Origin of the sequence: Nonomuraea sp. CA-143628 (assembly GCF_050942315.1) — a bacterium.
In the GTDB taxonomy this organism is placed as follows: Bacteria; Actinomycetota; Actinomycetes; order Streptosporangiales; family Streptosporangiaceae; genus Nonomuraea.
Genome location: NZ_CP192072.1, coordinates 1760564 through 1783558 on the forward strand (window position 1 = coordinate 1760564; position 22995 = coordinate 1783558).

The 22995-nt window shown below is 70.9% G+C and carries 18 protein-coding genes; 5 read left to right on the forward strand and 13 right to left on the reverse strand.

Going from position 1 to position 22995, the window contains the following annotated elements:
* Positions 1-10 precede the first annotated feature (10 nt).
* From ACQP2T_RS08235 to ACQP2T_RS08245, 3 genes are read right to left on the reverse strand one after another with little or no spacing between them, the layout of a single operon-like run.
* The gene (locus ACQP2T_RS08235) at positions 11-538 is read right to left on the reverse strand and encodes a hypothetical protein (RefSeq protein ID WP_433515583.1); all 528 of its coding nucleotides are present in this window, start codon (positions 536-538) and stop codon (positions 11-13) included.
* Positions 539-560: 22 nt separating this feature from the next.
* The gene (locus ACQP2T_RS08240) at positions 561-1973 is read right to left on the reverse strand and encodes an ATP-binding protein (protein ID WP_433515584.1); all 1413 of its coding nucleotides are present in this window, start codon (positions 1971-1973) and stop codon (positions 561-563) included.
* Positions 1970-2644 (reverse strand): response regulator transcription factor, encoded by a 675-nt coding sequence (locus ACQP2T_RS08245; RefSeq protein WP_358448785.1) that lies wholly within the window; start codon positions 2642-2644, stop codon positions 1970-1972. Before ACQP2T_RS08245 ends, ACQP2T_RS08240 begins: the two co-directional genes overlap by 4 nt.
* A 362-nt stretch (positions 2645-3006) precedes the next feature.
* Here ACQP2T_RS08245 and ACQP2T_RS08250 point away from each other — a divergent pair, with 362 nt between their 5' ends.
* Positions 3007-3633, forward strand: coding sequence for a lytic transglycosylase domain-containing protein (locus ACQP2T_RS08250; RefSeq protein WP_433515585.1), 627 nt, complete (start codon positions 3007-3009; stop codon positions 3631-3633).
* A 70-nt stretch (positions 3634-3703) separates the two neighbouring features.
* On the forward strand, positions 3704-5701 hold the full coding sequence (locus ACQP2T_RS08255; protein ID WP_433515586.1) for a glycosyltransferase family 2 protein: 1998 nt from the start codon (positions 3704-3706) through the stop codon (positions 5699-5701).
* Here ACQP2T_RS08255 and ACQP2T_RS08260 read toward each other — a convergent pair.
* From ACQP2T_RS08260 to ACQP2T_RS08280, 5 genes are read right to left on the reverse strand one after another with little or no spacing between them, the layout of a single operon-like run.
* Positions 5691-6824, reverse strand: coding sequence for an alpha/beta hydrolase family protein (locus ACQP2T_RS08260; RefSeq protein ID WP_433515587.1), 1134 nt, complete (start codon positions 6822-6824; stop codon positions 5691-5693). The genes ACQP2T_RS08255 and ACQP2T_RS08260 overlap by 11 nt on opposite strands.
* Entirely contained in the window at positions 6824-7822 is a 999-nt protein-coding gene (locus ACQP2T_RS08265) for an alpha/beta fold hydrolase (protein WP_433515588.1), read from the reverse strand. The genes ACQP2T_RS08260 and ACQP2T_RS08265 overlap by 1 nt, the downstream gene beginning before the upstream one ends.
* Positions 7819-9090: an MFS transporter gene (locus ACQP2T_RS08270; RefSeq protein ID WP_433515589.1), complete on the reverse strand. Its 1272-nt coding sequence runs from the start codon at positions 9088-9090 to the stop codon at positions 7819-7821. Before ACQP2T_RS08270 ends, ACQP2T_RS08265 begins: the two co-directional genes overlap by 4 nt.
* A 30-nt stretch (positions 9091-9120) precedes the next feature.
* A complete protein-coding gene (locus ACQP2T_RS08275; RefSeq protein WP_433515590.1) occupies positions 9121-10980 on the reverse strand; it encodes a helix-turn-helix domain-containing protein in 1860 nt (619 codons plus the stop codon).
* Positions 10980-11732 (reverse strand): SDR family NAD(P)-dependent oxidoreductase, encoded by a 753-nt coding sequence (locus ACQP2T_RS08280; protein WP_433515591.1) that lies wholly within the window; start codon positions 11730-11732, stop codon positions 10980-10982. The genes ACQP2T_RS08275 and ACQP2T_RS08280 overlap by 1 nt, the downstream gene beginning before the upstream one ends.
* Positions 11733-11992: 260 nt before the next feature.
* Here ACQP2T_RS08280 and trpD point away from each other — a divergent pair, with 260 nt between their 5' ends.
* Positions 11993-13030, forward strand: a complete 1038-nt coding sequence (gene trpD / locus ACQP2T_RS08285) for an anthranilate phosphoribosyltransferase (RefSeq protein WP_433515592.1) — start codon at positions 11993-11995, stop codon at positions 13028-13030.
* A 68-nt stretch (positions 13031-13098) separates the two neighbouring features.
* On the opposite strand, the gene ACQP2T_RS08290 is transcribed toward trpD, so the two are convergent.
* From ACQP2T_RS08290 to ACQP2T_RS08300, 3 genes are all read right to left on the reverse strand, one after another.
* The gene (locus ACQP2T_RS08290; protein ID WP_433515593.1) at positions 13099-14490 is read right to left on the reverse strand and encodes a class II fumarate hydratase; all 1392 of its coding nucleotides are present in this window, start codon (positions 14488-14490) and stop codon (positions 13099-13101) included.
* A 95-nt stretch (positions 14491-14585) separates the two neighbouring features.
* A complete protein-coding gene (locus ACQP2T_RS08295; RefSeq protein WP_433515594.1) occupies positions 14586-16493 on the reverse strand; it encodes a protein kinase domain-containing protein in 1908 nt (635 codons plus the stop codon).
* 35 nt (positions 16494-16528) lie between these two features.
* Positions 16529-17638 (reverse strand): protein kinase domain-containing protein, encoded by a 1110-nt coding sequence (locus ACQP2T_RS08300; RefSeq protein WP_433515595.1) that lies wholly within the window; start codon positions 17636-17638, stop codon positions 16529-16531.
* A 785-nt stretch (positions 17639-18423) separates the two neighbouring features.
* Between ACQP2T_RS08300 and ACQP2T_RS08305 the strand changes: the two genes are divergently transcribed.
* Positions 18424-18612, forward strand: coding sequence for a DUF5999 family protein (locus ACQP2T_RS08305; RefSeq protein WP_214639679.1), 189 nt, complete (start codon positions 18424-18426; stop codon positions 18610-18612).
* Between the two features lie 122 nt (positions 18613-18734).
* Here the strand turns inward: ACQP2T_RS08305 and ACQP2T_RS08310 are convergent, their stop codons facing one another.
* Positions 18735-20387 carry a fumarate hydratase gene (locus ACQP2T_RS08310; protein ID WP_433515596.1) on the reverse strand — a complete coding sequence of 551 codons (1653 nt, stop codon included), beginning with the start codon at positions 20385-20387 and terminating at the stop codon, positions 18735-18737.
* Positions 20388-20670: 283 nt separating this feature from the next.
* The gene (locus ACQP2T_RS08315) at positions 20671-21534 is read right to left on the reverse strand and encodes a DMT family transporter (RefSeq protein WP_433515597.1); all 864 of its coding nucleotides are present in this window, start codon (positions 21532-21534) and stop codon (positions 20671-20673) included.
* Positions 21535-21602: 68 nt separating this feature from the next.
* Here ACQP2T_RS08315 and ACQP2T_RS08320 point away from each other — a divergent pair, with 68 nt between their 5' ends.
* Positions 21603-22988: a PLP-dependent aminotransferase family protein gene (locus ACQP2T_RS08320; RefSeq protein ID WP_433515598.1), complete on the forward strand. Its 1386-nt coding sequence runs from the start codon at positions 21603-21605 to the stop codon at positions 22986-22988.
* Positions 22989-22995: the final 7 nt, after the last annotated feature.

Below are 22995 nucleotides of genomic sequence, written 5' to 3' on the forward strand. Positions count from 1 at the left end.
AAGCTGTAGGTCACTTCAGGTCGCCGCAGATGAACCGTCCCTCCGTCTTGGAGGGGCGGTCGTCCGGGTACTGGTGGATGATCTTGACCTGCTCGAACGCGGCGTCCTGCTGGGCCGTACAGACGATCTGGGCCTTGGCCAGCCTGCTGAGCGTGCCCTCGCCCCTGACGAAGACGGTCAGCGTCGAGGTGCGCGGCAGCTGGACCTCGTCGCGCTGGATGGGGTTCAGCGAGTCCTCGATGCGCTCGAAGGTGAAGCCGCGCAGGGCGGTGTCCCGGTCGCCGAGCGGCATCCCGGAGGCGTCGAACAGGGCGGTGAGCAGGCTGCTGACCGTGTCGGAGTCGACGTCGGCGGGCTCCAGCGTCAGCTTGCCGTTCTTGAGCAGGTAGATGGTCTTCGAAGGCGGCGGCACCTCGATGACCGGCGGCGCGGCCCGTTCCTCGACGTCCGTGGGGGAGATGCCGCAGGCGGCCACCGCGAAGAGAGCGAGGAGCGCGGCTACGAGGGCGCGGCGCCCATCTACGCGACGCCCACCCACGCGACGCCCACCCACGCGACGCTCAGCCATGGGGCAGCCAGACCGTGAAGAGCGTGCCCGGCTCCTGCCGGCGCACCGAGATGGTGCCGCCGTGCAGGTGCACGTTGGCCCGCGCGATGGCCAGGCCGAGACCGCTGCCCTGGCTACGCGCCCGGCCCGCGCCGGCCTTGAAGAAGCGGTCGAACACATGGGGCATCGCCTCGATCGGGATGCCCTTACCGTGGTCGCGTACCTTGACCTCCAGCCCGTTCTTGGTGGCCCTGGCGTTGACCACCACCGGCGGCAGTCCGTGCTTGAGCGCGTTGCCGACGAGGTTGGCCACGATGACGTCGAACCTCCTCGGGTCGAGGTTGACCGTCAGGATGCGGGAGGTGTGCACCTCCACCTGCTCGCTCCAGCCGCGTACCTCCAGGCAGTCATGGATGGCGTCGCACACGTTGACCGGCTCCAGGTTGAGCGTCGCCGTGCCCGCGTCGAAGCGGCTGATCTCGATGAGGTGCTCGACCAGGCCGCGCAGCCGCTCGATCTCCCGCAGCACCAGGCGTACCGCCTCCGCGGGCTCGCTGGGCAGGCGCTCGGCCTCCTCGGAGAGCATGTCGGCCACGGCGGTCATCGCGGTGAGCGGGGTGCGCAGCTCGTGCGAGACGTCGGCGACGAAGCGGCGCGACAGCGCCTCCAGCGAGCGCAGCTCCGACACGCTGAGTTCCAGCGCCGCCGCCGCGTCGTTGAACCTGGAGGTGAGCTCGGCCAGCTCGTCCTGACCGTGGACGGGCAGGCGCGTGTCCAGGCGGCCCTGGCCGAGCGCCTGCGCGGCGGCGCTGAGCCGCCTGACGGGCAGCAGCACCTGCCTGGCCGACAGTAAGGCCACGACCAGGGCGATCAGCAGGATGACCGCGCCGCCCTGGGTGAGCTTGCCCCTGAGCGTGGACAGCTGGCGCTCGTCGTCGCGTAGCGGGAAGAACACGAAGGCCCGCAGGCCGGTGGCCTCGGGTCCGGCGTCGGTGCTGCGGTAGACCTCGGCGCCGACGATGAGCCACAGCTCGTCGTGGATGAGGGTGCGCTGGGTGACGACGTTCCGCTTGGCGCGGCCGTACAGCTCGTTGGGCACGTCGTTCATGTTCAGCGGGCCTTCGGCGTAGGCCAGGTTCTTGTACTCGACGACGACGCTGCGGCCGGGACCGTTGAGGGACTGGGCGACGTTCTCCAGGTTCTTGGTGGTGGGCGGGGCCTCGCCCTGCCGGAGCGTGCCGACCGGGAAGGTGATGCGGCCCAGCTCTCTGGTCACCAGGTCGACGGAGGTGTCCTCGGCCCGTTTGATGAGCGCCGACTTGGCCAGCTCGAAGCCGATGGTGGCGACGAGGAAGGAGGCGGTGACGGCGACCAGCGTGAACGTGATGACCAGGCGTGCGCGCAGCCCGGTGGGCAGCGGGATCACGGAGGGCTGAACCGGTAACCGAACCCGCGCACGGTGTGGATGAACACCGGCTCCGCCGGTCTCGGCTCGATCTTCGCGCGTACCCGCTGCACGCAGGCGTCGACCAGGCGCGAGTCGGCCACGTGCGTGTGGTCCCAGACGGCCCGCAGCAGGTAACGCCGGTTGAGCACCTGGCCGGGATGCCGTACGAGCTCCAGCAGCAGCCGCAGCTCGGTCGGCGTCAGGTGGATCTCCTTGCTGGCCAGCGTGACCTTCAGCGCGCCCCGGTCGATCATGAGGTCGCCGAAGGAGATCCGGTCGGAGGCGGCGGACTCGGCCCGGCGCAGGATGGCGCGGATGCGGGCGTCCAGGACCCGGGGTTCGACCGGTTTGACCACGTAGTCGTCGGCGCCGGCCTCCAGCCCGACCACCACGTCCAGGTCGTCGCCGCGCGCGGTGAGCAGGATGACCGGGAGCTGGTCGAGCCGGCGGATGCGCCGGCACACCTCGACCCCGTCCATGCCGGGCAGCATGACGTCGAGGATCGCGATCTCGGGGCGGCGGGACCTGACGTGGTCGAGGGCTTCCTCGCCGGTCGCGTACGACGTGACGGAGTGCCCCTGCCTGGTCAGCGCCAGCTCTAGAGCCGTGCGGACGGAGGGGTCGTCTTCGACGAGGAGGATGCCAGCCACGCGGACATTATTCTTCCCAGCTGCGACTATCTGCGTTCTGTCATGAAACTGTGACATGGCGCGCACAAGACCCAAAACAACGCCAGGCACGCTAGAAGCGGCCCTCCCTTCGGTGACGGGCGCCCGAAGGGCGGGCCGGCTGATGTGATGAAAATCACACCGCTGGTAAATCTGGGCGCCAACCAGCCCGTTAGTAAATGTGGCGCCAATCGGATATCCCGTTTCGGTTGCGGACCACCCCCCATGACAGGGCAAGCTCATGGGTCGTGAGCCCTGGTCCGCAGTTGAGTGAGCGCCCCGCGCCGGAAACCCCCCGCTCGGCACGTCGACCGGCCCGTTCGTCCTCGCGGACAGTGAAGCGCGTGGTGGTCATCGGGTTGTCCGTCGTGGTCGTCTGTGGCGGCGGTGCCTTCGTCGCCTACCGAGCGATCCAGAACGCCAACACGCCGCCCACGCCGATCTCGGCGGAGGACTTCGGCCGGATCGCCAGCGGCGACCTCTACGCGCCCGACCCCGAGAGCGACGCGCTCAAAGAGGCGGGGGTCAAGGCCTACCAGGCGCGCAAGCTCAAGGAGAGCCGCGAGGGCGGCAAGACCGACGACCTCGACTGGATCGTGGTCAAGAAGAAGTCACCGGGCGGTGACGGGTTCCCGCCCGCCGACTTCCCGCCGGGCAGCAACCCCTCGCCGGGCAGCAACAAGGCCGTCGCCAAGCAGATGCTGTCCGGGGCGGGCTTCGGCGCCGACCAGTGGGGCTGCCTGGAGCGGCTCTGGCAGAAGGAGAGCGGCTGGAACGAGCGGGCCATGAACCGCTACTCCGGCGCCTACGGCATCCCGCAGTCCCTGCCCGGCAGCAAGATGGCCAGCGCGGGCGGCGACTGGCAGACCAACGCGGCCACGCAGATCAAGTGGGGTCTCGGCTACATCAAGGGCCGCTACGGCACGCCCTGCGGCGCCTGGGGGCACTCGCAGGCCAGTGGATGGTATTAACGAGCCATCTTTTCTTCTGCAATCGGCAAGCCGTCGCGCCCCATGAGATAGGTCGGCGCACGCTGACCACATGGGTGTGAAGGTCAGTGTGATCGTTAATGTCCACAACCCGGGAAGCCGCGCCGACGCGTGCATCCGCTCCGTCCTGGAGCAGAGCATGCCCGCGGACGACTATGAAGTGATCTTCGTGGACGACGGTTCCATGGACGGGATCGCGGAGCGGCTCGACACGGTCGCCGCAGTTCGCAGGAACGTCCGGGTGCTGCACCTGCCCCACACCGGCTCACCGATGCGGGGACGCAACGTCGGCATGGCCGCCGCCAAGGGCGACTACATCTACCTGATGGACCAGGGCGACCGGCTGGAGCGCGGCACCCTGCTGAGCATGCACGACCGGGCCGTGGAGACCGACGCCGACGTGCTGGTCGGCCGCCTGGTGCGGGACGTGGGGCCGCCGGTGACCGCGTTCGTGCGCAGCCGGGGGCGCGCCGATCTCCTGCGCGACCGGCTGCTCAGCCTGCTCACCCCGCACAAGCTCTACCGCCGCGCCTTCCTGGAGGAGCACGAGCTGGGCTTCGCCGTGCCCGGCGGGCAGGTGGCCGAGCAGGCGTTCGCCGTACGGGCCTACCTGCAGGCCAAGATCGTCGCCGTGCTGGCCGATCAGATCTGCTGCCACGTCGGCGAGCGCGAGGAGGTCGTGGAGGACCCGCGCACCACCGTGGCCGAGCTGCGGATCCTGCTCGCCGACATCGACGCCTACGTGAGCGACGGGCGCCAGCGCGACCGCATGTACGGCCACTGGCTCCGCACCACCGTGCTCAAGCCGTTGCTGAGCAGCCGGTTCGTCGCCTCGTCCGTGGACCGGGGCATGCACTTCAGGTTGATCAGGCAGCTCGTGCTCGACAGCTTCCCCGAGCGCCTCGACCGCTACCTGCCGGTCCAGCTGCGGGCCGTGGCCACCTTCGTCCGCACCGGGCGGCTGGACCAGCTCATCGTCCTGGCCAACTCCTCCGGGCGGGCCGGGCTGCGGGCGGACCTGAGCGAAGTCCGCTGGGACGCGCAGGTGCTGGTGCTCGGCCTGTCCGTGGAGGTCCTGGGCGGTGACGGGTGGCCCACCAGGTTCCGTACGGACGGTGACCGGCTGCTCTGGCAGCCACCCCGATCGGTCGACACCAGGCTGCTGCCCGACAGCGTCCTGGACGTCACCGCCGCCATCGAGCGGGCCCGCATCGAGGTGTACGTACGGCACAGCGAGACGAGCGTCATCCACTACCTGCCGGTCGCCTACCAGGTCGAACAGGTCCAGGACGGGCGCCGTCATGTCCGCGTACGGATCGTCGGCGAGGCCAGGGTCGACGTGACGGCGGCGGCGCACGGCGAGCCGCTCAAGGCCGGCCAGTGGGAGGTGCACGTCCGCATGTTCGGCGGCGCGCACCAGGCCAGGAGCCGGGTCCGCCGTCCGGACGGCCCGCTGAACTGCCTCGGCGTGCTCGCCCAGCGGCCCAGGATGCGCCTGGTGGTGCCCTGCTGGAGCGACGCGGGCGAGCTCGGGCTGGCCGTCGAGCCGCGCTCGTTCTCGGAGTCGATCGCGCTGGTGTCGCCCGGCGTGATCATCCGGCGGCAGGAGGGGCACCTGTACGTCGTGCTGCCCGTGCCGTACGTGCCGCCGAGCGGCGGTCCCGCGCTGGAGCTGGTGCTGCGCAACACCGCGCGGCGGCCACGCGAGGTGAGCGCGCCCGCGCTGGTCGAGCCGGGGGTGCCGGGCAAGATCGCCGGCCAGTTGGTGGCCAAGGTGCCGGTCAAGCGGATGATGCCGGGAAAGGACAGCCTCGGTCCCGGGGCCTGGCTCTCGTCGCTGCGTACCGACGACGACGAGATCGGCCTGCGGTTCGGGCTGGAGGTGCGCAGGGGCAGGATCGAGGTGCGGCCGTCGGCCGCCGTGGACCCCGAGCGGCGCTCGGCGATGGGCACGGACACGCTGCTGCACCGGATCGGCCGCCGCCTGCCCGGCGCGCGGCACATCGTCCGGCTGGCGCGCGCGGGCAGGCATCGCTACCTCAGGGACTGACCCAGTCCTCCAGCTCGGTGAAGGAGTCTCTGAAGACCGGCAGCATCGGCTTCAGCTTGCCGGGGTAGACGTCCACCAGGCTGTCGAGGTGATTGCCGCCCTCGACCCGGTGATAGCGGAACGGCCGGTGCGGGCCGACCATCTTGGCGTAGACGTCGGAGTCACGCGAGATCGGCAGCAGCGAGTCGAGTGTGCCGTGGATGGTGATGAGCGGCTTGGTGATCCGACCGGTCAGCGCGATCTTGGCGACGGCCGCGTACGGCTTGCGCGCGTCGTAGTCGTAGTCCGCCGGGGCGCCCTCGTAGGAGGGGTCGAGCTCCTTCTGGTAGAGCCGCTGGGTGAGCTCCCAGTAGTACTGGCGGTGGAAAGGCCACAGGAACTCCGAACCCGCGGCGAAGCCGGCCTGCTCCGGAGACCCCTTCAGCGCATGGGGCAGGAAATTGAGCAGGTTGTCGCCCTTGACCCGCCAGAGTGTGCCTTCCCAGTCGACGCCGCCGTCGTAGAGCCAACCGCGGTTCTCCAGCTGCCAGCGGACGAGGTAGCCGCCGTTGGAGATGCCGGCCATGAACGTGCGCCGGGGCTGGCGGCCATACCGCTGCCTGACGACGGCCTTGGCGGCGACCGTGAGCTGGGTGACACGCTCGTTCCACTCGGCGATCGCGTCTCCGGGGCGGTGGCCGTCGGCGTAGAACTCCAGGCCGGTGTTGCCCTTGTCCGTGGCGGCGAACGCGTAGCCCTTCGACAGGACCCAGTCGGAGATCGTGAAGTCGTTGGCGTACTGCTCCCTGTTGCCCGGGGTGCCGGTGACGACCAGGCCGCCGTTCCACTTCTCGGGGAGTCTGATGACGAACTGGGAGTCGTGGTTCCAGCCGTGGTTGGTGTTGGTGGCCGAGGTGTCGGGGAAGTAGCCGTCGATCTGGACGCCGGGGACGCCGGTGGGGTTGACGATGGCCGCCGAGTGCAGCCCGGCCCAGTCGGCCGGGTCGGTGTGGCCCGTCCCGACGGTGCCCGCCGTGGTCAGGTCGTCGAGCCGGGCGCTGATCGTGTGCTCGGCGCCCGGCACGGTGATCCCGCCTTGGGCGGGTGTCAGCAGGCCGGCCACCAGGGTTAACGCGACTAACATCAGGACTCCGCGAGATGGTCGGCCAGCAGGCGCTGGAAGTCGGCGGGACGCTCCAGGTGCGGGCTGTGGCCGCACTCCGTCAGCACGGCCTCCCGGTAGCGGCCGTAGCGGTCGAGCACGGCCCTGGTCTGGGTCACCATGGGTTGCGCGGTGGTGCCGGGTGAGCCGGGCACCACGCCCAACCGGCCGAGGTGGGCCAGGTCGAACAGCGAGGCGTCGGAGACGATCACGTCGTCGGCGCCCCTGATCCACAGGATGGGCGGCTTGGGGTCGATCTCGTGCAGGTCGTCGAGCCGGAAATGGGTGGGGGCCAGGGCGTTGAGCACGCCGTGCTTGCCCGGCGCCACGCCCGGCCACTGCGCCGAGCCGACGGGGTCACCCGGGTAGTGGGCCTCGCCGACGCGGGTGGTGAGCATGGCGCGGACGTAGAAGTCCTCGTCGGGGACCGGGTGCTTCACGTACGTGCTCCGGAACACCGAGCGAGGGGACGTGGGGGATTCGTCCGACATGTCGCCCGCCTTGAGGCGGGACACGAAGTCGGGGTTGGCGGCTCCGGCGCCCGCTCCCGTGCCGTCGGCGTGGGTGAGGCGGCCGTCCGCGCCCTCCGTGCCGCCGTAGCCGTACGGCGAGACGGGGTTGACCAGCGTGACGCTCCTGACCAGGCCGGGACGGTCGCGCAGCAGCCGCAGGACGATGCCGCCGCCCATGCTCCAGCCGACCAGGTGGACCCGCTCCAGGCCCAGCCGGTCGATCAGCTCGCTCAGGTCGTCGGAGTAGTCGCGCAGGCCCCGCGTGGCGTCCACCGGCTCGGGGTCGGTCTCGCCGAACCCGCGCAGATCCACCGCGAGCGGCCGGTACGCCTCGGGCAGCGCGGCCATGGTGTCCCGCCAGAACGCGCCGGAGGAGACGTTGCCGTGCACGAACAGCACGGGCTCGCCGCTGTCCCGGCCCGCCACGGTCAGGACGTGCTGGGTGAGCCGGGGCGTGGTGACCTTCACGCGTTCACCTTCTCCGCCAGGTCGCGGCCCTGGGTCTCCCTGGCGGCATAGACGGCGACCAGGGTGAGGACGGCCGCCAGGCCGAGGTAGACGGAGATCGGCAGGCCGCTGCCGTAGCTCTTCAGCAGCGCGACCGCGATGATCGGGGCCAGCGCCCCGGCCACGATGGCCGACAGCTGGGCGCCGATCGACACCCCGGTGTAGCGCATCCTGGTGCCGAACAGTTCGGCGAAGAAAGCCGCCTGCGGGCCATACATCATGCCGTGGAAGAGCAGGCCCACGGTGATGGCCAGCGTGATCGCCAGGAAGTTGCCGGTGCCGACGAGCGGGAAGAACGCGAAGATCCACAGCCCGATGCCGGCGGCCCCGGCCAGGTACATCGGGCGGCGGCCGATCCGGTCCGACAGCGCGCCCCACATCGGGATCGTGACGAAGTGGATGGCCGAGGCGATCAGCACGGCGTTGAGCACGGTGGTGTTCTCGATCTTGTTCGCCTTCGCGTAGGTGATGACGAAGACCGTGAGCAGGTAGAACGAGATGTTCTCGGCCAGCCGCGCGCCGATCGCGACGACGACGTCACGCCAGTGGTGGCGCAGCACCCCGATGATCGGCGCGGTCTCCTCCGGCTCGGCCTGCTGGAACACCGGCGACTCGGTGATCGACAGCCGGATCCACAGGCCGATCAGCACCAGCACGCCCGACAGCAGGAACGGCACCCGCCAGCCCCACGCCAGGAACGCCTCGTCCGACTGCGCGGCGGCCAGCACCGCCAGCACGCCGGTGGCCAGCAGGTTGCCGCCCGGCGCGCCGGCCTGCGGCCAGGAGGCCCAGAAGCCGCGCCGCGCCGCGTCGCCGTGCTCGGAGACGATCAGCACCGCGCCGCCCCACTCGCCGCCCAGCGCGAAGCCCTGCACCAGCCGGAGCAGGGTCAGCAGCAGCGGCGCGGCGGCGCCCACGCCCGCGTACGTCGGCAGGCAGCCGATCAGGAACGTGGCGGCGCCCATCAGCAGCAGGCTGACCACCAGCAGCCGCTTGCGGCCGAGCCGGTCGCCGAAGTGGCCGAAGATCAGGCCGCCGAGCGGGCGGGCGACGAACCCGACGGCGTAGGTGAGGAACGCCAGGAGCGTCCCGGTCAGGGGGTCGGCGGTGGGGAAGAAGAGCTTGTTGAAGACGAGGGCGGCTGCCGAGCCGTACAGGAAGAAGTCGTACCACTCGATGGTGGTGCCGATCAGGCTCGCGGCGACGATCTTCTTGATGGAAGTGGCCATGCCGTCACGCTAGGGAGTGACCGGCGTCACTCATATGGCGTCGCAACCCACAGTCTGTGGCGCTGATGTGTGGCCGAGCCGGTGCAGGCGGAGGGCGAGCTGGATCTCCAGCGCCCGCTCCGGCTCCAGCCAGCCGTCGCCCAGGAGCTTGCCGACGCGGTCGAGCCGTTGGGTGACGGTGTTGACGTGGATGTGCATGGCCTCGGCCGTACGGGAGGGCGAGCCGCCCGAGCCGAAGTAGGCGGCGAGCGTGTCGGCCAGGACGGTGCCCCGGCGGGCGTCGTACTCGACCACCGGGCCGAGCACCGAGCCGACGAAGCCGCGCACGTCGCGGCCGTCGCCGACCAGCAGGCCGACGAAGCCCAGCTCGCTCGCGCTCGCGCCGTCACCCGCCCGGCCCAGCGCGATGAGCGCCTCCGCGCAGCGCCTGGCCTCCTGGTAGGCCGCGGCCACATCGCTCTTGCGCGAGGCTCCGGCCGTGGCGGGCGTGTGCAGCGACGTGCTCAGCTCGGCCGCGACGCGCTGCGCGATGGCGCCCGCGTCGCCGCCGGGAAGCAGCAGCACGACCTCATCGGCCCGCCCCGCCGCCAGCCCATGGCGTACGGCAGCCTGCGACGACGCCCAGAACGCAGCCCGCTCGCGCTGCCCGTCATGCCGGACCACGACCACGACGTGCGGCGCGGTCAGGTCCACGCCCAGCCGGCGGGCCCGGTCGGCCAGGCCGGGGGAGCCGGGCCTGGAGATCAGGTCGTCGAGCAGCTCGCCCCGCACCCGGCCCTCCGCCTCGGCGACGCTCCTGCGGAACAGCAGCAGCAGCGCGCAGACCAGCGCCGCCCGCTCCAGGATGCGCTCGTCGGCGTCGTCACTGCGCAGGATCAGCGTGCAGAGCGGCTCACCGCCGACGTCCACCGACGCGATCAGCAGATCCGCCCTGCGCACGGTACGGCCCAGCGCCCTGGACGCCTGCGCGGCCTCGAACACGCCCGCGTCCAGCTCACCGACGTCTCCGGTGATCGGCCGGCCCAGGTCGTCGAGCACGGCCAGTGAACCGCCGAGCACGTCCGTCACCACGGCGGCCACGTCCTCGATGCCGCCGCCGCGCAGCACCAGCGAGGTCATCCGGTCGTGGGCCAGCGCGGCCCGCTCGACGGCCTGGCCGTGCTCCCTGACGGTGCGGTGCGCGGTGGACAGCTCTTCGAGGGCGTTCCTGGTCTCCTGCAGCAGCCTGGCGTTGTCGATCGCGACGGCCGCGTGCGCCGCCAGGCTCGCCAGCAGCGACACCTCTTCCTGGAGGAACGGCCGGCGGCTGCGGTTGGCCGCGAACAGCACGCCGATCACCCGCTGTCCCAGCCGCAGCGGCACACCGAGGATCGCGACCAGGCCCTCCTCGGTGACGGCCTCGTCGATGTGGTTCTTGTGGTGGAAGCGGGCGTCGTCGAAATAGTCGGCGGTCGCGTACGGCGTGGCGCTCTGCGCCACCAGCCCGCCGAGCCCCGCCCCCATCGCCAGCCTGAGCGCCCGGAACTTCGCCGAGATCGAGCCGTCGGTCACCTGCATGTAGGTGTCGCCGCGGGCCGGATCGTGCAGCGTGAGGTAGGCGGTGTCGGTCGCGAGCAGCTGCCTGGCCCGGTGCACGATCGCCTCCAGCACCGCGTCGAGGTCGCGCAGCGCGGCCAGGTCGTTGGCGGTGTCGTAGAGGGCCGACAGTTCGGCTTCCCGCCTGGCCCGGCGTTTGAGGAGGGCGCGCACCTTGAGGGCGTCGACCTTGGCCAGCTCCAGCTCCTCGACCGTGGCCGCGTCAGCACCGGCGGCCCTGGCCTGGATGATCGGCCCCTCGAACTCGACCGCCGACGCCTCCCTGGCCAGCAGTTCAAGGAAGCGCCTGCTCACTAGCGGGCTGTCCAGCCGCCGTCGAGGGGCAAGGAGACCCCGGTGATGAACGATCCGGCCGGGCCGCACAGGTAGGCGACCAGTTCGGCCACCTCGTCGGGCTCGATCAACCGCTTGATCGCGGCGGGCTGCAGCATGATGTCCTCGACGACCTCGCCCGGGTCGATGCCGTGCATCTTCGCCTGGTCGGCGATCTGGCCCTCGACCAGCCCGGTCCGTACGTAGGCGGGACACACGCAGGTGGAGGTCACCCCATGGGGCGCCCCTTCGAGCGCGAGGGCCTTGGAGAACCCCTCCAGCCCATGCTTGGCCGCCGTGTACGCCGACTTGTACGGCGAAGCCCGCAACCCGTGCACCGAGGAGATGTTGACGAACCGCCCCCAGCTCCGCGCGTACATGCCTGGCAGCACGTGCCGCGCGATCCGGAACGGCGCCTCGACCATGACCCGCAGCATCGAGGCGAGCACCTCGGGCGGGAACTCCTCGATCGGCGCCATGTGCTGGAACCCCGCGTTGTTGACCACGATGTCGACGGGCCCGTCCGGCAGCACGCCGACGAACTCCGGATCGCTCAGGTCGGCCACCACCGGCACCCCGCCGACCTCGGCGGCCACCTTCTCCGCCGACTCCGCGCTCCGGTCGACGACCAGCACCTTCGCCCCGCCGGCGGCCAGCCGTCTCGCGCATGCGGCCCCGATGCCGGCTCCGCCCCCCGTGACCAGCGCCGTCCGCCCCGTCAGCTCGTTCGCCATGTCTCCGAGCCTAAGCGCTCGCGGGCCGGGGGCGGCATGGGTGTTCACGACATAGATCGCCGACCCCTTATGTGGTGTGTCCCGGCGGCCATGGCACCCGCGTGCCTGGTACGGTTTCTCCCATGCACGCGTATTCGTACTCCTGGTGGCCCGCCTTCTAGGCGGTCCTCCTAGCGCATACGCACCCCGGCCGCCTCGACGAGGCGGCCGTCGTCATGTCAGGACCCCCTTGTCGAGCACCTCAGACGAAAGGGCGTCCAGTGACAACCTGGCCAGCGCTGCTCAGCACCCTCCTCGATGGCACCTCGCTCACCTCGGGCCAGGCCGCCTGGGCCATGGACCAGATCATGTCCGGCGCCGCCACGGACGCCCAGATCGCCGCGTTCGCCATCGCCATGCGCGCCAAGGGCGAGACCGTGGCGGAGGTGTCGGGCCTGGCCGACGGCATGCTCGCCAGATCGGCGGCCATCAGGATCCCCGGCGACCCGGTCGACCTGGTCGGCACCGGCGGCGACCGGGCCAACACGGTCAACGTCTCGACCATGGCGGCCATCGTGGCGGCGGCGGCCGGGGCCAAGGTCGTCAAGCACGGCGGCCGGGCCGCCTCCTCGACCACCGGAGCCGCCGACCTGCTGGAGGAGCTCGGCGTGGTCATCGACCTGTCACCGGCCGGCGTCGCACGGGTCGTGGAGGAGGTCGGCATCACGTTCTGCTTCGCGCCCACCTTCCATCCGGCGCTGAGACGCACCTCGGGGGCGCGGCGGGAGCTGGGGGTGCCCACGGTCTTCAACTTCCTCGGCCCCCTCACCAACCCCGCCCTGCCGGCCGCCCAGGCGGTCGGCGTCTTCCACCCGGACCTGGCGCCGGTCATCGCGGGCGTCCTCGCGGAGCGCGGCGGCTCCTCGCTCGTCTTCCGCGGCGACGACGGCCTCGACGAGCTGACCACCTCCGGCCCCTCGGCCATCTGGCTCGTCCGCAAGGGCACGGTCACCCGGACCCGCTTCGACCCGGCGGACCTGTCGATCCCACGAGCCCGCCCATCGGACCTGGCCGGCGGCGACGCGGCGCACAACGCGGCGGTGGCACGGGCGGTCCTGGCGGGCGAGCGGGGGCCGGTCCGCGACATCGTCCTGCTGAACGCGGCCGCCGCCCTGGTCGCGGCCGACGGCACACCGCCCGCCGCCGACCTCACCGGGGCTCTGGCCCACGCCTACAAGCGGGCGGGGGACGCCGTCGACTCAGGGGCCGCCGCGACCCTGCTCACCCGCTGGGCCCAGGCCACCCACAGGGCGGCCTGAGGCCCGTCGTCACTTCGGCGGGTGGTCTTGGGGCCCGTCGTCACTCGGCGGGCGTTTCGAGGTTGTCGTCACTCGGCGGGCCGGGTCATGGAGAGTACGTCCAGCAGGGCATCGAGTTGCTCTTCCGTGAGCCGGCCGGCCGACACGTGGCCGCGTTCGATGACCACCTCGCGGATCGTCTTGCGCTCGGCCAACGCCTGCTTGGCGATCTTCGCCGCCTCCTCATAGCCGACGTACCGGTTCAACGGCGTGACGATCGACGGCGACGACTCCGCGTACTCCCGCAGCCGTGGCACGTTCGCCGTGATCCCCGACACGCACCGGTCGGCCAGCAGTCGCGAGACGTTGGCCAGCAGGCGGATCGACTCCAGGATGTTCCGCGCGATGACCGGCAGCTGCACGTTCAGCTCGAAGCTGCCCGACGCGCCCGCGAACGTGATCGCGGCGTCGTTGCCGATCACCTGCGCCGCGACCATGGCCGTCGCCTCGGGGATCACCGGGTTGACCTTGCCGGGCATGATGGACGAGCCCGGCTGCAGGTCCGGCAGGTTGATCTCGCCCAGCCCGGCGCGCGGCCCGGAGCCCATCCACCGCAGATCGTTGGCGATCTTGTTGAGCGAGACCGCGACCACCTTCAGCTGCCCCGACAGCTCGACGATGGAGTCCTGCGCGCCCTGCGCCTCGAAGTGGTCCATCGCCTCCCTGAACGGGATCCCCGTCGCCTCGCGCAGCTTCTCGATCGCCTGCTTCGCGAAGCCCGGCGGGGTGTTGATGCCGGTGCCCACCGCCGTACCGCCCAGCGGCAGCTCCAGTACGTGGCCGAGCGCCGTCTTCACCCGTACGGAGCCGTGCTCGATCTGCGTGGCGTAGCCACCGAACTCCTGCCCCAGCGTCACAGGCGTGGCGTCCATGAGGTGCGTCCGCCCGGACTTCACCACCTGGTCGAACTGGATCGCCTTGGCCCGCAGCGCCGCCGCCAGGTGTTCCAGGGAGGGCAGCAGGTGGTAGGTCACCTCCGTCGCCGCCGCCACGTGGATCGAGGTCGGGAACACGTCATTGGACGACTGCGAGGCGTTGACGTGGTCGTTCGGGTGTACGGGACGGCCCAGTCGCTCCTCGGCCAGCGTCGCGACGACCTCGTTGGCGTTCATGTTGGAGGAGGTGCCGGAACCGGTCTGGAAGACGTCGATCGGGAAGTGATCGTCGTGCTCGTTCTCCGCGACGTCGGCAGCGGCCTGGGCGATGGCCTCGGACATGTCCTTCTCCAGCACGCCGAGCTCTCCGTTGACCTCGGCGGCGACCGCCTTGATCAGGCCGAGCGCGGCGATGTGCGACGGCTCCAGCGGCCGTCCGGACACCGGGAAGTTCTCCACCGCCCGCTGCGTCTGCGCGCGCCACCTGGCTCCGACCGGAACGCGCACCTCACCCATGGAGTCATGTTCAATGCGGAACTCGCTCATGCCTCCCAGTCTGGCTCACGCATCCCGGAACAGCCCGAAAGGGCGCCACGACGAGGCCGTGCCAGCTTGGCTCGACAGGACGCGGCCGTCTCGGCTCAGCTGGACAGCAGCGCCACGATGAGGACGGCGATCACCACGGCGGCGGCCGCGGCCACGGCCATCAGGACCAGCATCCCGTTGCGGTTGCCCGTGGGGCCCTGCTCGGGCTCCTTCGCGATGGCGAACAGGTCCGTTCCCAGCCCCTGCCCGGCCTGGCGCTCCTGCCCCGGCTGCCCCGCCGGGCGCGGCGGGCCCGCGTGCGGGCCGGTCGGCGGCCCCTGCTGCGGCCCCATCGGCCCCATGGGGGGTCCGGCCTGCGGTCCCATGTACGGCGGCCCTGCCTGCGGCCCACCGGGCGGCGGTCCGGGCTGGGGGCCGCGCGGGTTCTGCTGGGGCGGGGGCACCGGGTAGACCTGCTGCCCCGGAGGGTGGTGGATGCGGGTGGTGACGGTGCTCTGCTCGTCGGAGCCACGCCGCGACGGGTCCTGGGGCATGGGGGTCTTCGGCCGCGCCACGCTGATGGTCCGCTCGGGGTCGTACGCGCCGCTCGGGCGAGGCCCGGTCGGCGCACCGGGCCCTCCGGCACCACGCTGAGGTCCACCGGGTCCGGACGGGCCGCCCACAGGGCCGGACGGCGTGCCCGTGGATCCAGGAGCTCCGTGAGGGGTGCCTGCGGGCCCGGATGGCGCACCCGCAGGTCCGTGTGGCCGCGCTCCGGTCGCCCCGTCTGTCCGTGCGGCCTGTGCTCCTGCCTGGGGGCCCTGCGGGGGCGTGCCGAACGCGTTCGGACCGGGCCCGGGGCCCTGCGGCCCGCCCATCGGCCCCTGCCCGCGCGGACCGGCTTGCCCGCCGGGACCGAACGCCCCGCCCGGCTGCCCGCCGGGACCGAACGCCCCGCCCGGAGCCTGCCCGCTCGGGCCCGCGCTGCCCGGCGTCATTCCGCCCGGCCCTGCCGCGGCGTGCGGAGCCCCCGCACCACGACCGGCCGGAGCCTGCGCTCCACGGCCGGGGGCGGCGGGTGGGGGACCCCACGTCCCGGCCGCCTTGGGGGGTTGTACGGCGGGCGCCGTGTCGTTCGAGTCGGGCACGCCGGCCTCCTGGGCGATCAGGGCCTCCGCCGTGATCGCCGGCATCTCGCTCGTGGGCGTGTCGGCGATCATCCTGAGCAAGGTCTCCGCCTTGGCCGCCGACAGTCGCCGCTTGTGGTCCTTGTCCAGCAGCCCGGTCAGCACCGGCCGCAACTGCCCGGCCTGGGTCGGCGGGTCGGCGTTCTCGCTCAGCAGCGCGGCGAGCGTCTCCGCGATCGTGGACCGCTCGTACGCGGGACGGCCCTCGACCGCGAAGTAGAGCGTCGCGCCCAGCGACCAGACGTCGGACTCGGGGCCGGTGTATTCGCCCCTGGCCCGCTCCGGCGCGGTGTATCCGGGCGAGCCGATGACCATGCCGGTCTTGGTGAGCCGGGAGTCGCCCTCGGCCTTGGCGATGCCGAAGTCGGTCAGCACCACCCGGCCGTTCTCGGTGATGAGCACGTTGCCCGGCTTGACGTCGCGATGCGTGATGCCCTGGGAGTGCGCCGCGCGCAGCGCGCCGAGCAGGTCGACGCCGATCTCCGCCACCAGCCGGGGCGGCAGCGGGCCCTCTTCGTCGATCACCTGCTCCAGGGAGCGGGCCTCGATGAGCTCCATGATGATCCACGGGCTGCTGTCGTGGATGAGCACGTCGTGGATGGCGGCGACGGACGGGTGCTGGATCCGGGCGGCGATGCGCCCCTCCCGGACCATGCGCTCGCGCAGCTCAGACCGCTGTTCCTCGGTGAGACCCGGGTCCTGGCGGATTTCCTTGACCGCCACCTCGCGCCCGAGCGCGCGGTCGCGGGCGCGCCATACGGTGCCCATGGTCCCTCGGCCGAGGGGCGCGATGAGCTCGTAGCGCTCCGCGAGCAGGCGTGTCTGCTGTTCCGGCATGAGAAGAAGATATCGATTCTCGCTTGGGAAGTGCTTTACCCTCGCTTGCGAAGTTCTCTTGGCCAGAACCGTCGAGGAAGGCACAACTTTATCACCGTCGCTTTGAAACGGGCATAAGCGGATGGTGTAGGTCGGGGTTCGACCCGTTTCCGATGGGACCCTTCACCCGGTTTACGTTCCTGACGTGGTGGCGGGACCGCCAAAGCGGCCGCGGTGGCCTCTGCTCGGTGCAGTCCGCGGTGTGCGGGCCTGCGCGCGAAAGAGGGAGTGGTGATCACCGGTGCCGGCCGTACCGATCTGGTCGGGGCCAGCGGCTCCTCGGCGGAGCCGCCCGCCGCGACCCTGGCCAGCATCAACGAGGCGCGTACGGAGTCGAGCCTGGTCTGCGGGTCGATGCGCAGCAGCGCGTCGAGAACCGGCGCCAGCGGCCCGGCCTTCGTCATCGGGATCGGCTCGCCGCTGGTGAGCGCGGCCAGCGCGGCGGCGGCAGTGCGGCGCCCGTGCAAACCCCGGCCCTCGACGGCGGTGTAGAGGGTCGCGCCGAGCGACCACAGATCACCGGCCGGACTGGCCTTCGACCCCAGCACCCGCTCTGGAGCGATGTATCCCGCGGAGCCCAGCACGATGCCCGCCTGGGTAATAGAAACGTCACCTTCCAGTGCGGCCAGCCCGAAGTCCGTCAGGACCGCGCGGTCCTCCATCACCAGCACGTTGCTGGGCTTCACGTCGCGGTGCAGGATCCCCTTGGCGTGTACGGCCCGCAGCGCCCCGAGGATCTGCCGCCCGATCTCGGCCGCCTTGCGGGGATGGAGCGGTCCGCCCTCAAGGATCAGCTGCTCAAGAGACTTGGCATGGAGCAGCTCCATCACGATCCACGGCCGGTCGTCCTCGGTGACCACGTCGAACACGGTGATGACCGACGGATGCGCGACCATCGCGGTCGCCCTGCCCTCGCGCTCGGTGCGGGCGCACAGCTCGGCCCGCAGCTCCTCGTCGAGCACGGCCGGCAGTCGGACCTCCTTGACCGCCACGTGCCGGTCGAGCAGCTCATCGTGCGCTCGCCAAACGGTACCCATGCCGCCGCGGCCGACCGGCTCCAGAAGCCGGTAGCGCGCGGCTAGTAGGTAACCGGAGGGCGCACGCATGGCAGGCAGCTTACCTATTTGTCTAAACCGACCAGTAGAGGCGGGGCCGATAAAATGTTGCGAAGTTAAGTCAACTGGTCTGACTCGTGACGTCAGCAAACCTGCCGTCCACATCGGTCCGGTTGATAAGGAGTAGGCGTGCTCCCGGGCATCGAACACCAGCGGCGATCCCATGATGGTGGTAAACACGCTCGATGGCCAGCCGTTCACCCAGAGGCTCCCGGCCCCCCCGCACCCCCGGCCCTGAACCTCGGCTTGGCACCCTGACAGCGCCGCGCACCGCCCTCCGCTTGGGAACGCGCCAAGATCCACGGCCACCGAACCCGCCCTAGGGCCTCGGCAGGGTGCCCGTCCGAATCTGTCTCTGGCCGCTGACCTGCGGATATGGCATCTGGCCCAAGTTGGTCACCAGGATTGTGCGCGATGCCCCGCAAGAAGCTCGCGGGCGTTCGGCAGAGTTGCTCATAGGGGCTGACCCAGCCGTAAGCGAGTTGTAAGGGTGTGGTAAGGGCCGAGGGGCAGAGTGAAGTTAAGGGGATCGGATGAACCCGGAGGCGGCCGAAACTGTCAGTGGCGGCGGTCACACTGGGGACAAACGCCCTGGTGCTTACCGGAACCAATAACCGAGACGAGTTCGTTGAGGGACGTGATGAGGATGTGCCAGAGTCAGGTTCGTCGCCGACCGGCAAAGAGGCCGGTCGCACCCGCACTGGACCTTCGCACGCCGTCGGGGCGACAGCTGCCCTTTTGAAACCCATACAGGAGCGCCACCTGAGAGGTGCACGATGTGCAGTCACTACCCGCTTTGTCCCACCGCCGACTCACCCGACCGTGAGGCTTCACACGTGATCTCGGCTCACCCTGATCAGGGCTGGAGCCTGCTGTGCAATGGCGTGGTGCTGTTCGAGGACACCGGGTTGCTCCTTCCAGACGGCTCCGTCGTCGCGCCCCACCGCGGCCTCGTGGCCGCTTGAGTCGTCAATTACCAGTCTGAGCCTCACCTGACGGGTGCCGCCTGAGCGTCATCCGACCGCCGGTGCCGAGCGGCCGGAGACGGCTCACCCGGCACCCTTTCGGCGACCGGTTCGCGAGAGTGTCAGCGGCGGCCGATCGACAGGACCGGCCCGGTGCGATCGGTGAAGAAGTCGTCACCCTTGTCGTCGACGACGATGAACGCGGGGAAGTCGACCACCTCGATCTTCCACACCGCCTCCATCCCCAGCTCCGGATATTCCAGGACCTCCACCTTCTTGATGCAGTCCTGGGCCAGCCTGGCCGCGGGCCCGCCGATGGACCCCAGGTAGAAGCCTCCGTGCTCCCTGCAGGCGTCGGTCACCTGCTTCGACCGGTTGCCCTTGGCCAGCATCACCATCGAGCCGCCGGCGGCCTGGAAGCGCTCCACGTAGGAGTCCATCCGCCCCGCGGTCGTGGGGCCGAACGAACCCGACGCGTAACCCTCCGGCGTCTTGGCCGGGCCCGCGTAGTAGACGGCGTGATCCTTCAGGTATTGCGGCATCTCGCCGCCCTCGTCGAGCAGCTCGGCGATCTTGGCGTGCGCGATGTCGCGGGCGACCACGAGCGGGCCGGTCAGCGAGAGCCGCGTCTTCACCGGATATTTCGACAGCTCGGCCAGGACCTCCGGCATGGGCCGGTTGAGGTTGATGGTGACGACGTCGTCCGAGAGGTGCTCGTCGGTGGTCTCCGGCAGGAAGCGGGCCGGATCGGTCTCCAGCTGCTCCAGGAAGACGCCCTCCGGCGTGATCTTGGCCAGGGCCTGCCGGTCGGCCGAGCAGGACACCGCGATGGCCACCGGGCAGGACGCGCCGTGCCGGGGCAGCCGGATCACGCGGACGTCGTGGCAGAAGTATTTACCGCCGAACTGGGCGCCGATGCCGAGCTTCTGCGTCAGCTCGAAGACCTTGGCCTCCAGCTCCAGGTCACGGAAGCCGTGCGCGGAAGGGGAGCCCGAGGTGGGGATCGAGTCGAGGTAGCGGGCGCTGGCGTACTTGGCCGTCTTCAGCGCGTACTCGGCCGACGTGCCGCCGACCACGATCGCCAGATGGTACGGCGGGCAGGCCGCGGTGCCGAGCGAGCGGATCTTCTCCTCCAGGAAGGCCAGCATCCGCTTCTCGTTGAGCACGGCCTTGGTCTCCTGGTACAGGAACGACTTGTTGGCCGATCCGCCGCCCTTGGCCATGAACAGCAGTTTGTACTCGTCCGCGTGTCCGTAGGGGTCCTCGGCGTACAGCTCGATCTGGGCGGGCAGGTTGCTGCCGGTGTTCTTCTCCTCCCACATGCTCAGCGGCGCCATCTGCGAGTAGCGCAGGTTGAGGCGCGTGTAGGCGTCGTAGACGCCGCGCGAGATGTGCTCGGCGTCGCGCCCGTCGGTGAGGACGTGGCGGCCGCGCTTGCCCATGACGATGGCGGTGCCGGTGTCCTGGCACATGGGCAGGACGCCGCCGGCCGAGATGGAGGCGTTCTTCAGCAGGTCGAGGGCGACGAACCGGTCGTTGCCGCTGGACTCGGGGTCGTCGACGATCTTCCGCAGCTGGGCGAGGTGCGAAGGACGGAGGAAGTGGGAGATGTCGTGGATCGCGGTCTCGGTGAGCAGCCGCAGGGCCTCGGGCTCCACTTCGAGGAAGCTGCGCCCGGCGGCCTCGACCCGCCGCACGCCGTCCGGCGTGATGAGCCGGTATTGCGTCTCGTCGGCGCCCAGCGGCAGCAACTCGCTGTAATCGAACTCGCCCATGATCCTCCCCATTCGCCGCACAGAGCCTATCTGTTCTACCAGTCTCTTTTACGGCTGGCCCGGTGGAGGTGGCTGGGCGCCGTCGCACACGGCCTTCAGGCTCTTCACGCTCTTTTACGGCCGGCTCGGTGGGCCCCACCCGCCGACCGTGGCCGGGCCCTGTCCAGGGACACGCTCCTCCGGTGGAGGTGGCCGACCGCCGTGACGTGCGCGACGTCGGCCATCTGGGTGGTCTGTGCGGCGGCGTTGGCCGTCTGGGTGGTCTGTGAGACGGAGCCGGCTGTCAGGAGACGGAGACCGGTTCCCGCTTCCGTGTGGTGGTCAGCCCGATCAGGATGCCCGCGATCACCAATGAGGCGCCCAGTAGGTCGAAGACCGTTGGGGTGGCGATGCCCAGCGCGAGCCCGGTGGTGATCGCGCCGACCGGGATGAGCCCGGCGAACAGCCCGGCGTGACCGGGGCCGAGCTTGGGCAGCGCGGTGTACCAGAGGAAGAAGGCCAGCACGGTCACCACGGTCGCCAGGTAGGCCAGCCCGAGCGCCTGCGCCGGGCTCGGCGTCTGGAGCATGCCGGTGCCCTCCTTGACCAGGCCGATCGTGGCCAGCATGGGGACGGCCAGCACCGCCGAGTACGCCGACAGCCGGATCGCCCCCAGCTTCGGCAGCAGGGGGATGGCCAGCATCGAGAAGCTGATCTCGCCCACCAACGCGCCCAGCGCCCACAGCAGGCCGGGCAGGTCGCCGCTGCCGAGCCCGGTCGCCAGCGTCGCGCCCGCCACCACGACCACCGCGCCGGTCAGCAGCCGGGGCGCGGGGCGGCCGCCGAGCAGCGCCAGGGCGAGCGGCACGGTGCCGAGCACCGTCCCGACCAGCGCGGGGCCGGAGGTGCGGGTCGACTCGATCACGCACATGTTGAACAGCACCAGCCCGAGCAGCGTCAGGCCGACGAGCAACAGCGTCTCGCGCCGCGTCAGCCGGACGAACCGCAGGCCGAGCGCCCGGATCACGACGAGCCAGATCACCGCCGCGACCAGGTAGCGCACCGCCTGCCCGCCGTACACGGGGTAGTCCTGGATCAGGCCGGACACGCCCGCCAGCGTCCCCACGAGGAACATGGCGGCGGCGGCCCCGGCGACTCCGCTTCTCATGGAAAGGAGACTAGGGACACAATGGCTCATAGCAGCAGTCCAATGTCCCGCTAAAAGGATGGACCAATGTGGCTGACCTACATGTCCCGATAAATCGTGATCAAGGGGGCATTGCCGGGCAGATCGCGGCGGAGATTCGCGCGTCCATCCGGCATGGCCGCCTCGCTCCGGGCACCCGGCTGCCCGCCAGCCGCGACCTGGCCGCCGACCTCCAGGTCTCGCGGGGCGTCGTGGTCGAAGCGTACGAGCAGCTGGTGGCCGAGGGGTTCCTGATCTCCCGCGTCGGCGCGGGCACCCAGGTGGCCCCCACCTCGGCCCGCTCGGCAATGGACGTGGTCCCCGCGAGTGGCCCGGTCTACAGCCCTCACTACGGCCACCGCCCCACCTCTCCCGACCTCGGCTGCTTTCCCCGGGAGCGCTGGCTGGCCTCCGTACGCCATGTGCTCACCACGATGCCCTCGGACGTGTTCGACTACGGCGACCCCGGCGGCGTCCCGGAGTTGCGCGACGAATTGGCCGGTTACCTGCGGCGGGTCCGGGCGGCGGACGTACGCGCCGACAACCTGGTGATCGTCGGCGGGGTGGCCCAGGGGATCAGCCTGGCGGTCCAGGTGCTCACCCAGAGGAGCCGCCGCCTGCGCCTGGCCGTGGAGGACCCGAACAGCCACCGCCAGGTTCCCCTCCTCCTGCGGGCGGGCGCCGAGCTCGTCCCCGTCCCGGTGGACGACCAGGGCCTCGTCGTGACGGAGCTGCGGGCGCGCGGCGCGGACGCGGTCCTGATCACCCCCGCCCACCAGTACCCCACCGGCGTCGTGCTCTCCCCGGCCCGGCGGGCCGCCCTCATGGAGTGGGCGGCCGAGACCGGCGGGGTCGTGCTGGAGGACGACTACGACGCCGAGTTCCGCTTCGACCGTGATCCCGTCGGCTGCCTTCAGGGCCTCGCCCCCGCCCGGGTGATCCTCTCCGGCAGCGTCAGCAAGGCCCTGGCTCCCGGGCTGCGGCTCGGCTGGGTGGCGGCCCCCGCCGAGCTGGCCGAGTCCATGCGGCAGGCGAGAGGCGAGCTGGACCTGGGCTCGCCGGTCATCGACCAGTACGCCCTGGCCCACTTCCTGCGTACCGGCGGCTACGACAAGCACCTGCGCCGGATGCGCCGGGAGTACCGGCGCCGCAGGGACGCCCTGGTCAAGGCGGTGGCCGAGCACCTGCCCGAGGTGCGCGTCCGGGGCATCGCGGCGGGCCTGCACGCCTACCTGGACCTGCCGCCGGGCTCGGACGAGGACGCCTTCGTACGGCCGGCGCGCGAGCTGGGCCTGGCCGCCGACCCGGTCGGCCCGACGCGCCTCACGCCTGGACCGCCCGGGGTCGTGGTCGGCTTCGCCCGCCTCCCGGCTCACCGTGCCGCAGAGGTCATCCAAGGCTTAAAGGTCAGAATGTCAGGACAAAATATTGACTGATGGAGAA

Bases quoted from the DNA above. Each gene is read 5' to 3' on its own strand.
- ACQP2T_RS08315 (WP_433515597.1), bottom strand. From the start codon at position 21,534: ATGAGAAGCGGAGTCGCCGGGGCCGCCGCCGCCATGTTCCTCGTGGGG.
- ACQP2T_RS08290 (WP_433515593.1), bottom strand. From the start codon at position 14,490: ATGAGCGAGTTCCGCATTGAACATGACTCCATGGGTGAGGTGCGCGTT.
- ACQP2T_RS08280 (WP_433515591.1), bottom strand. From the start codon at position 11,732: ATGGCGAACGAGCTGACGGGGCGGACGGCGCTGGTCACGGGGGGCGGA.
- ACQP2T_RS08295 (WP_433515594.1), bottom strand. From the start codon at position 16,493: ATGCCGGAACAGCAGACACGCCTGCTCGCGGAGCGCTACGAGCTCATC.
- ACQP2T_RS08310 (WP_433515596.1), bottom strand. From the start codon at position 20,387: ATGGGCGAGTTCGATTACAGCGAGTTGCTGCCGCTGGGCGCCGACGAG.
- ACQP2T_RS08270 (WP_433515589.1), bottom strand. From the start codon at position 9,090: ATGGCCACTTCCATCAAGAAGATCGTCGCCGCGAGCCTGATCGGCACC.
- ACQP2T_RS08255 (WP_433515586.1), top strand. From the start codon at position 3,704: ATGGGTGTGAAGGTCAGTGTGATCGTTAATGTCCACAACCCGGGAAGC.
- ACQP2T_RS08260 (WP_433515587.1), bottom strand. From the start codon at position 6,824: ATGTTAGTCGCGTTAACCCTGGTGGCCGGCCTGCTGACACCCGCCCAA.
- ACQP2T_RS08300 (WP_433515595.1), bottom strand. From the start codon at position 17,638: ATGCGTGCGCCCTCCGGTTACCTACTAGCCGCGCGCTACCGGCTTCTG.
- ACQP2T_RS08305 (WP_214639679.1), top strand. From the start codon at position 18,424: ATGTGCAGTCACTACCCGCTTTGTCCCACCGCCGACTCACCCGACCGT.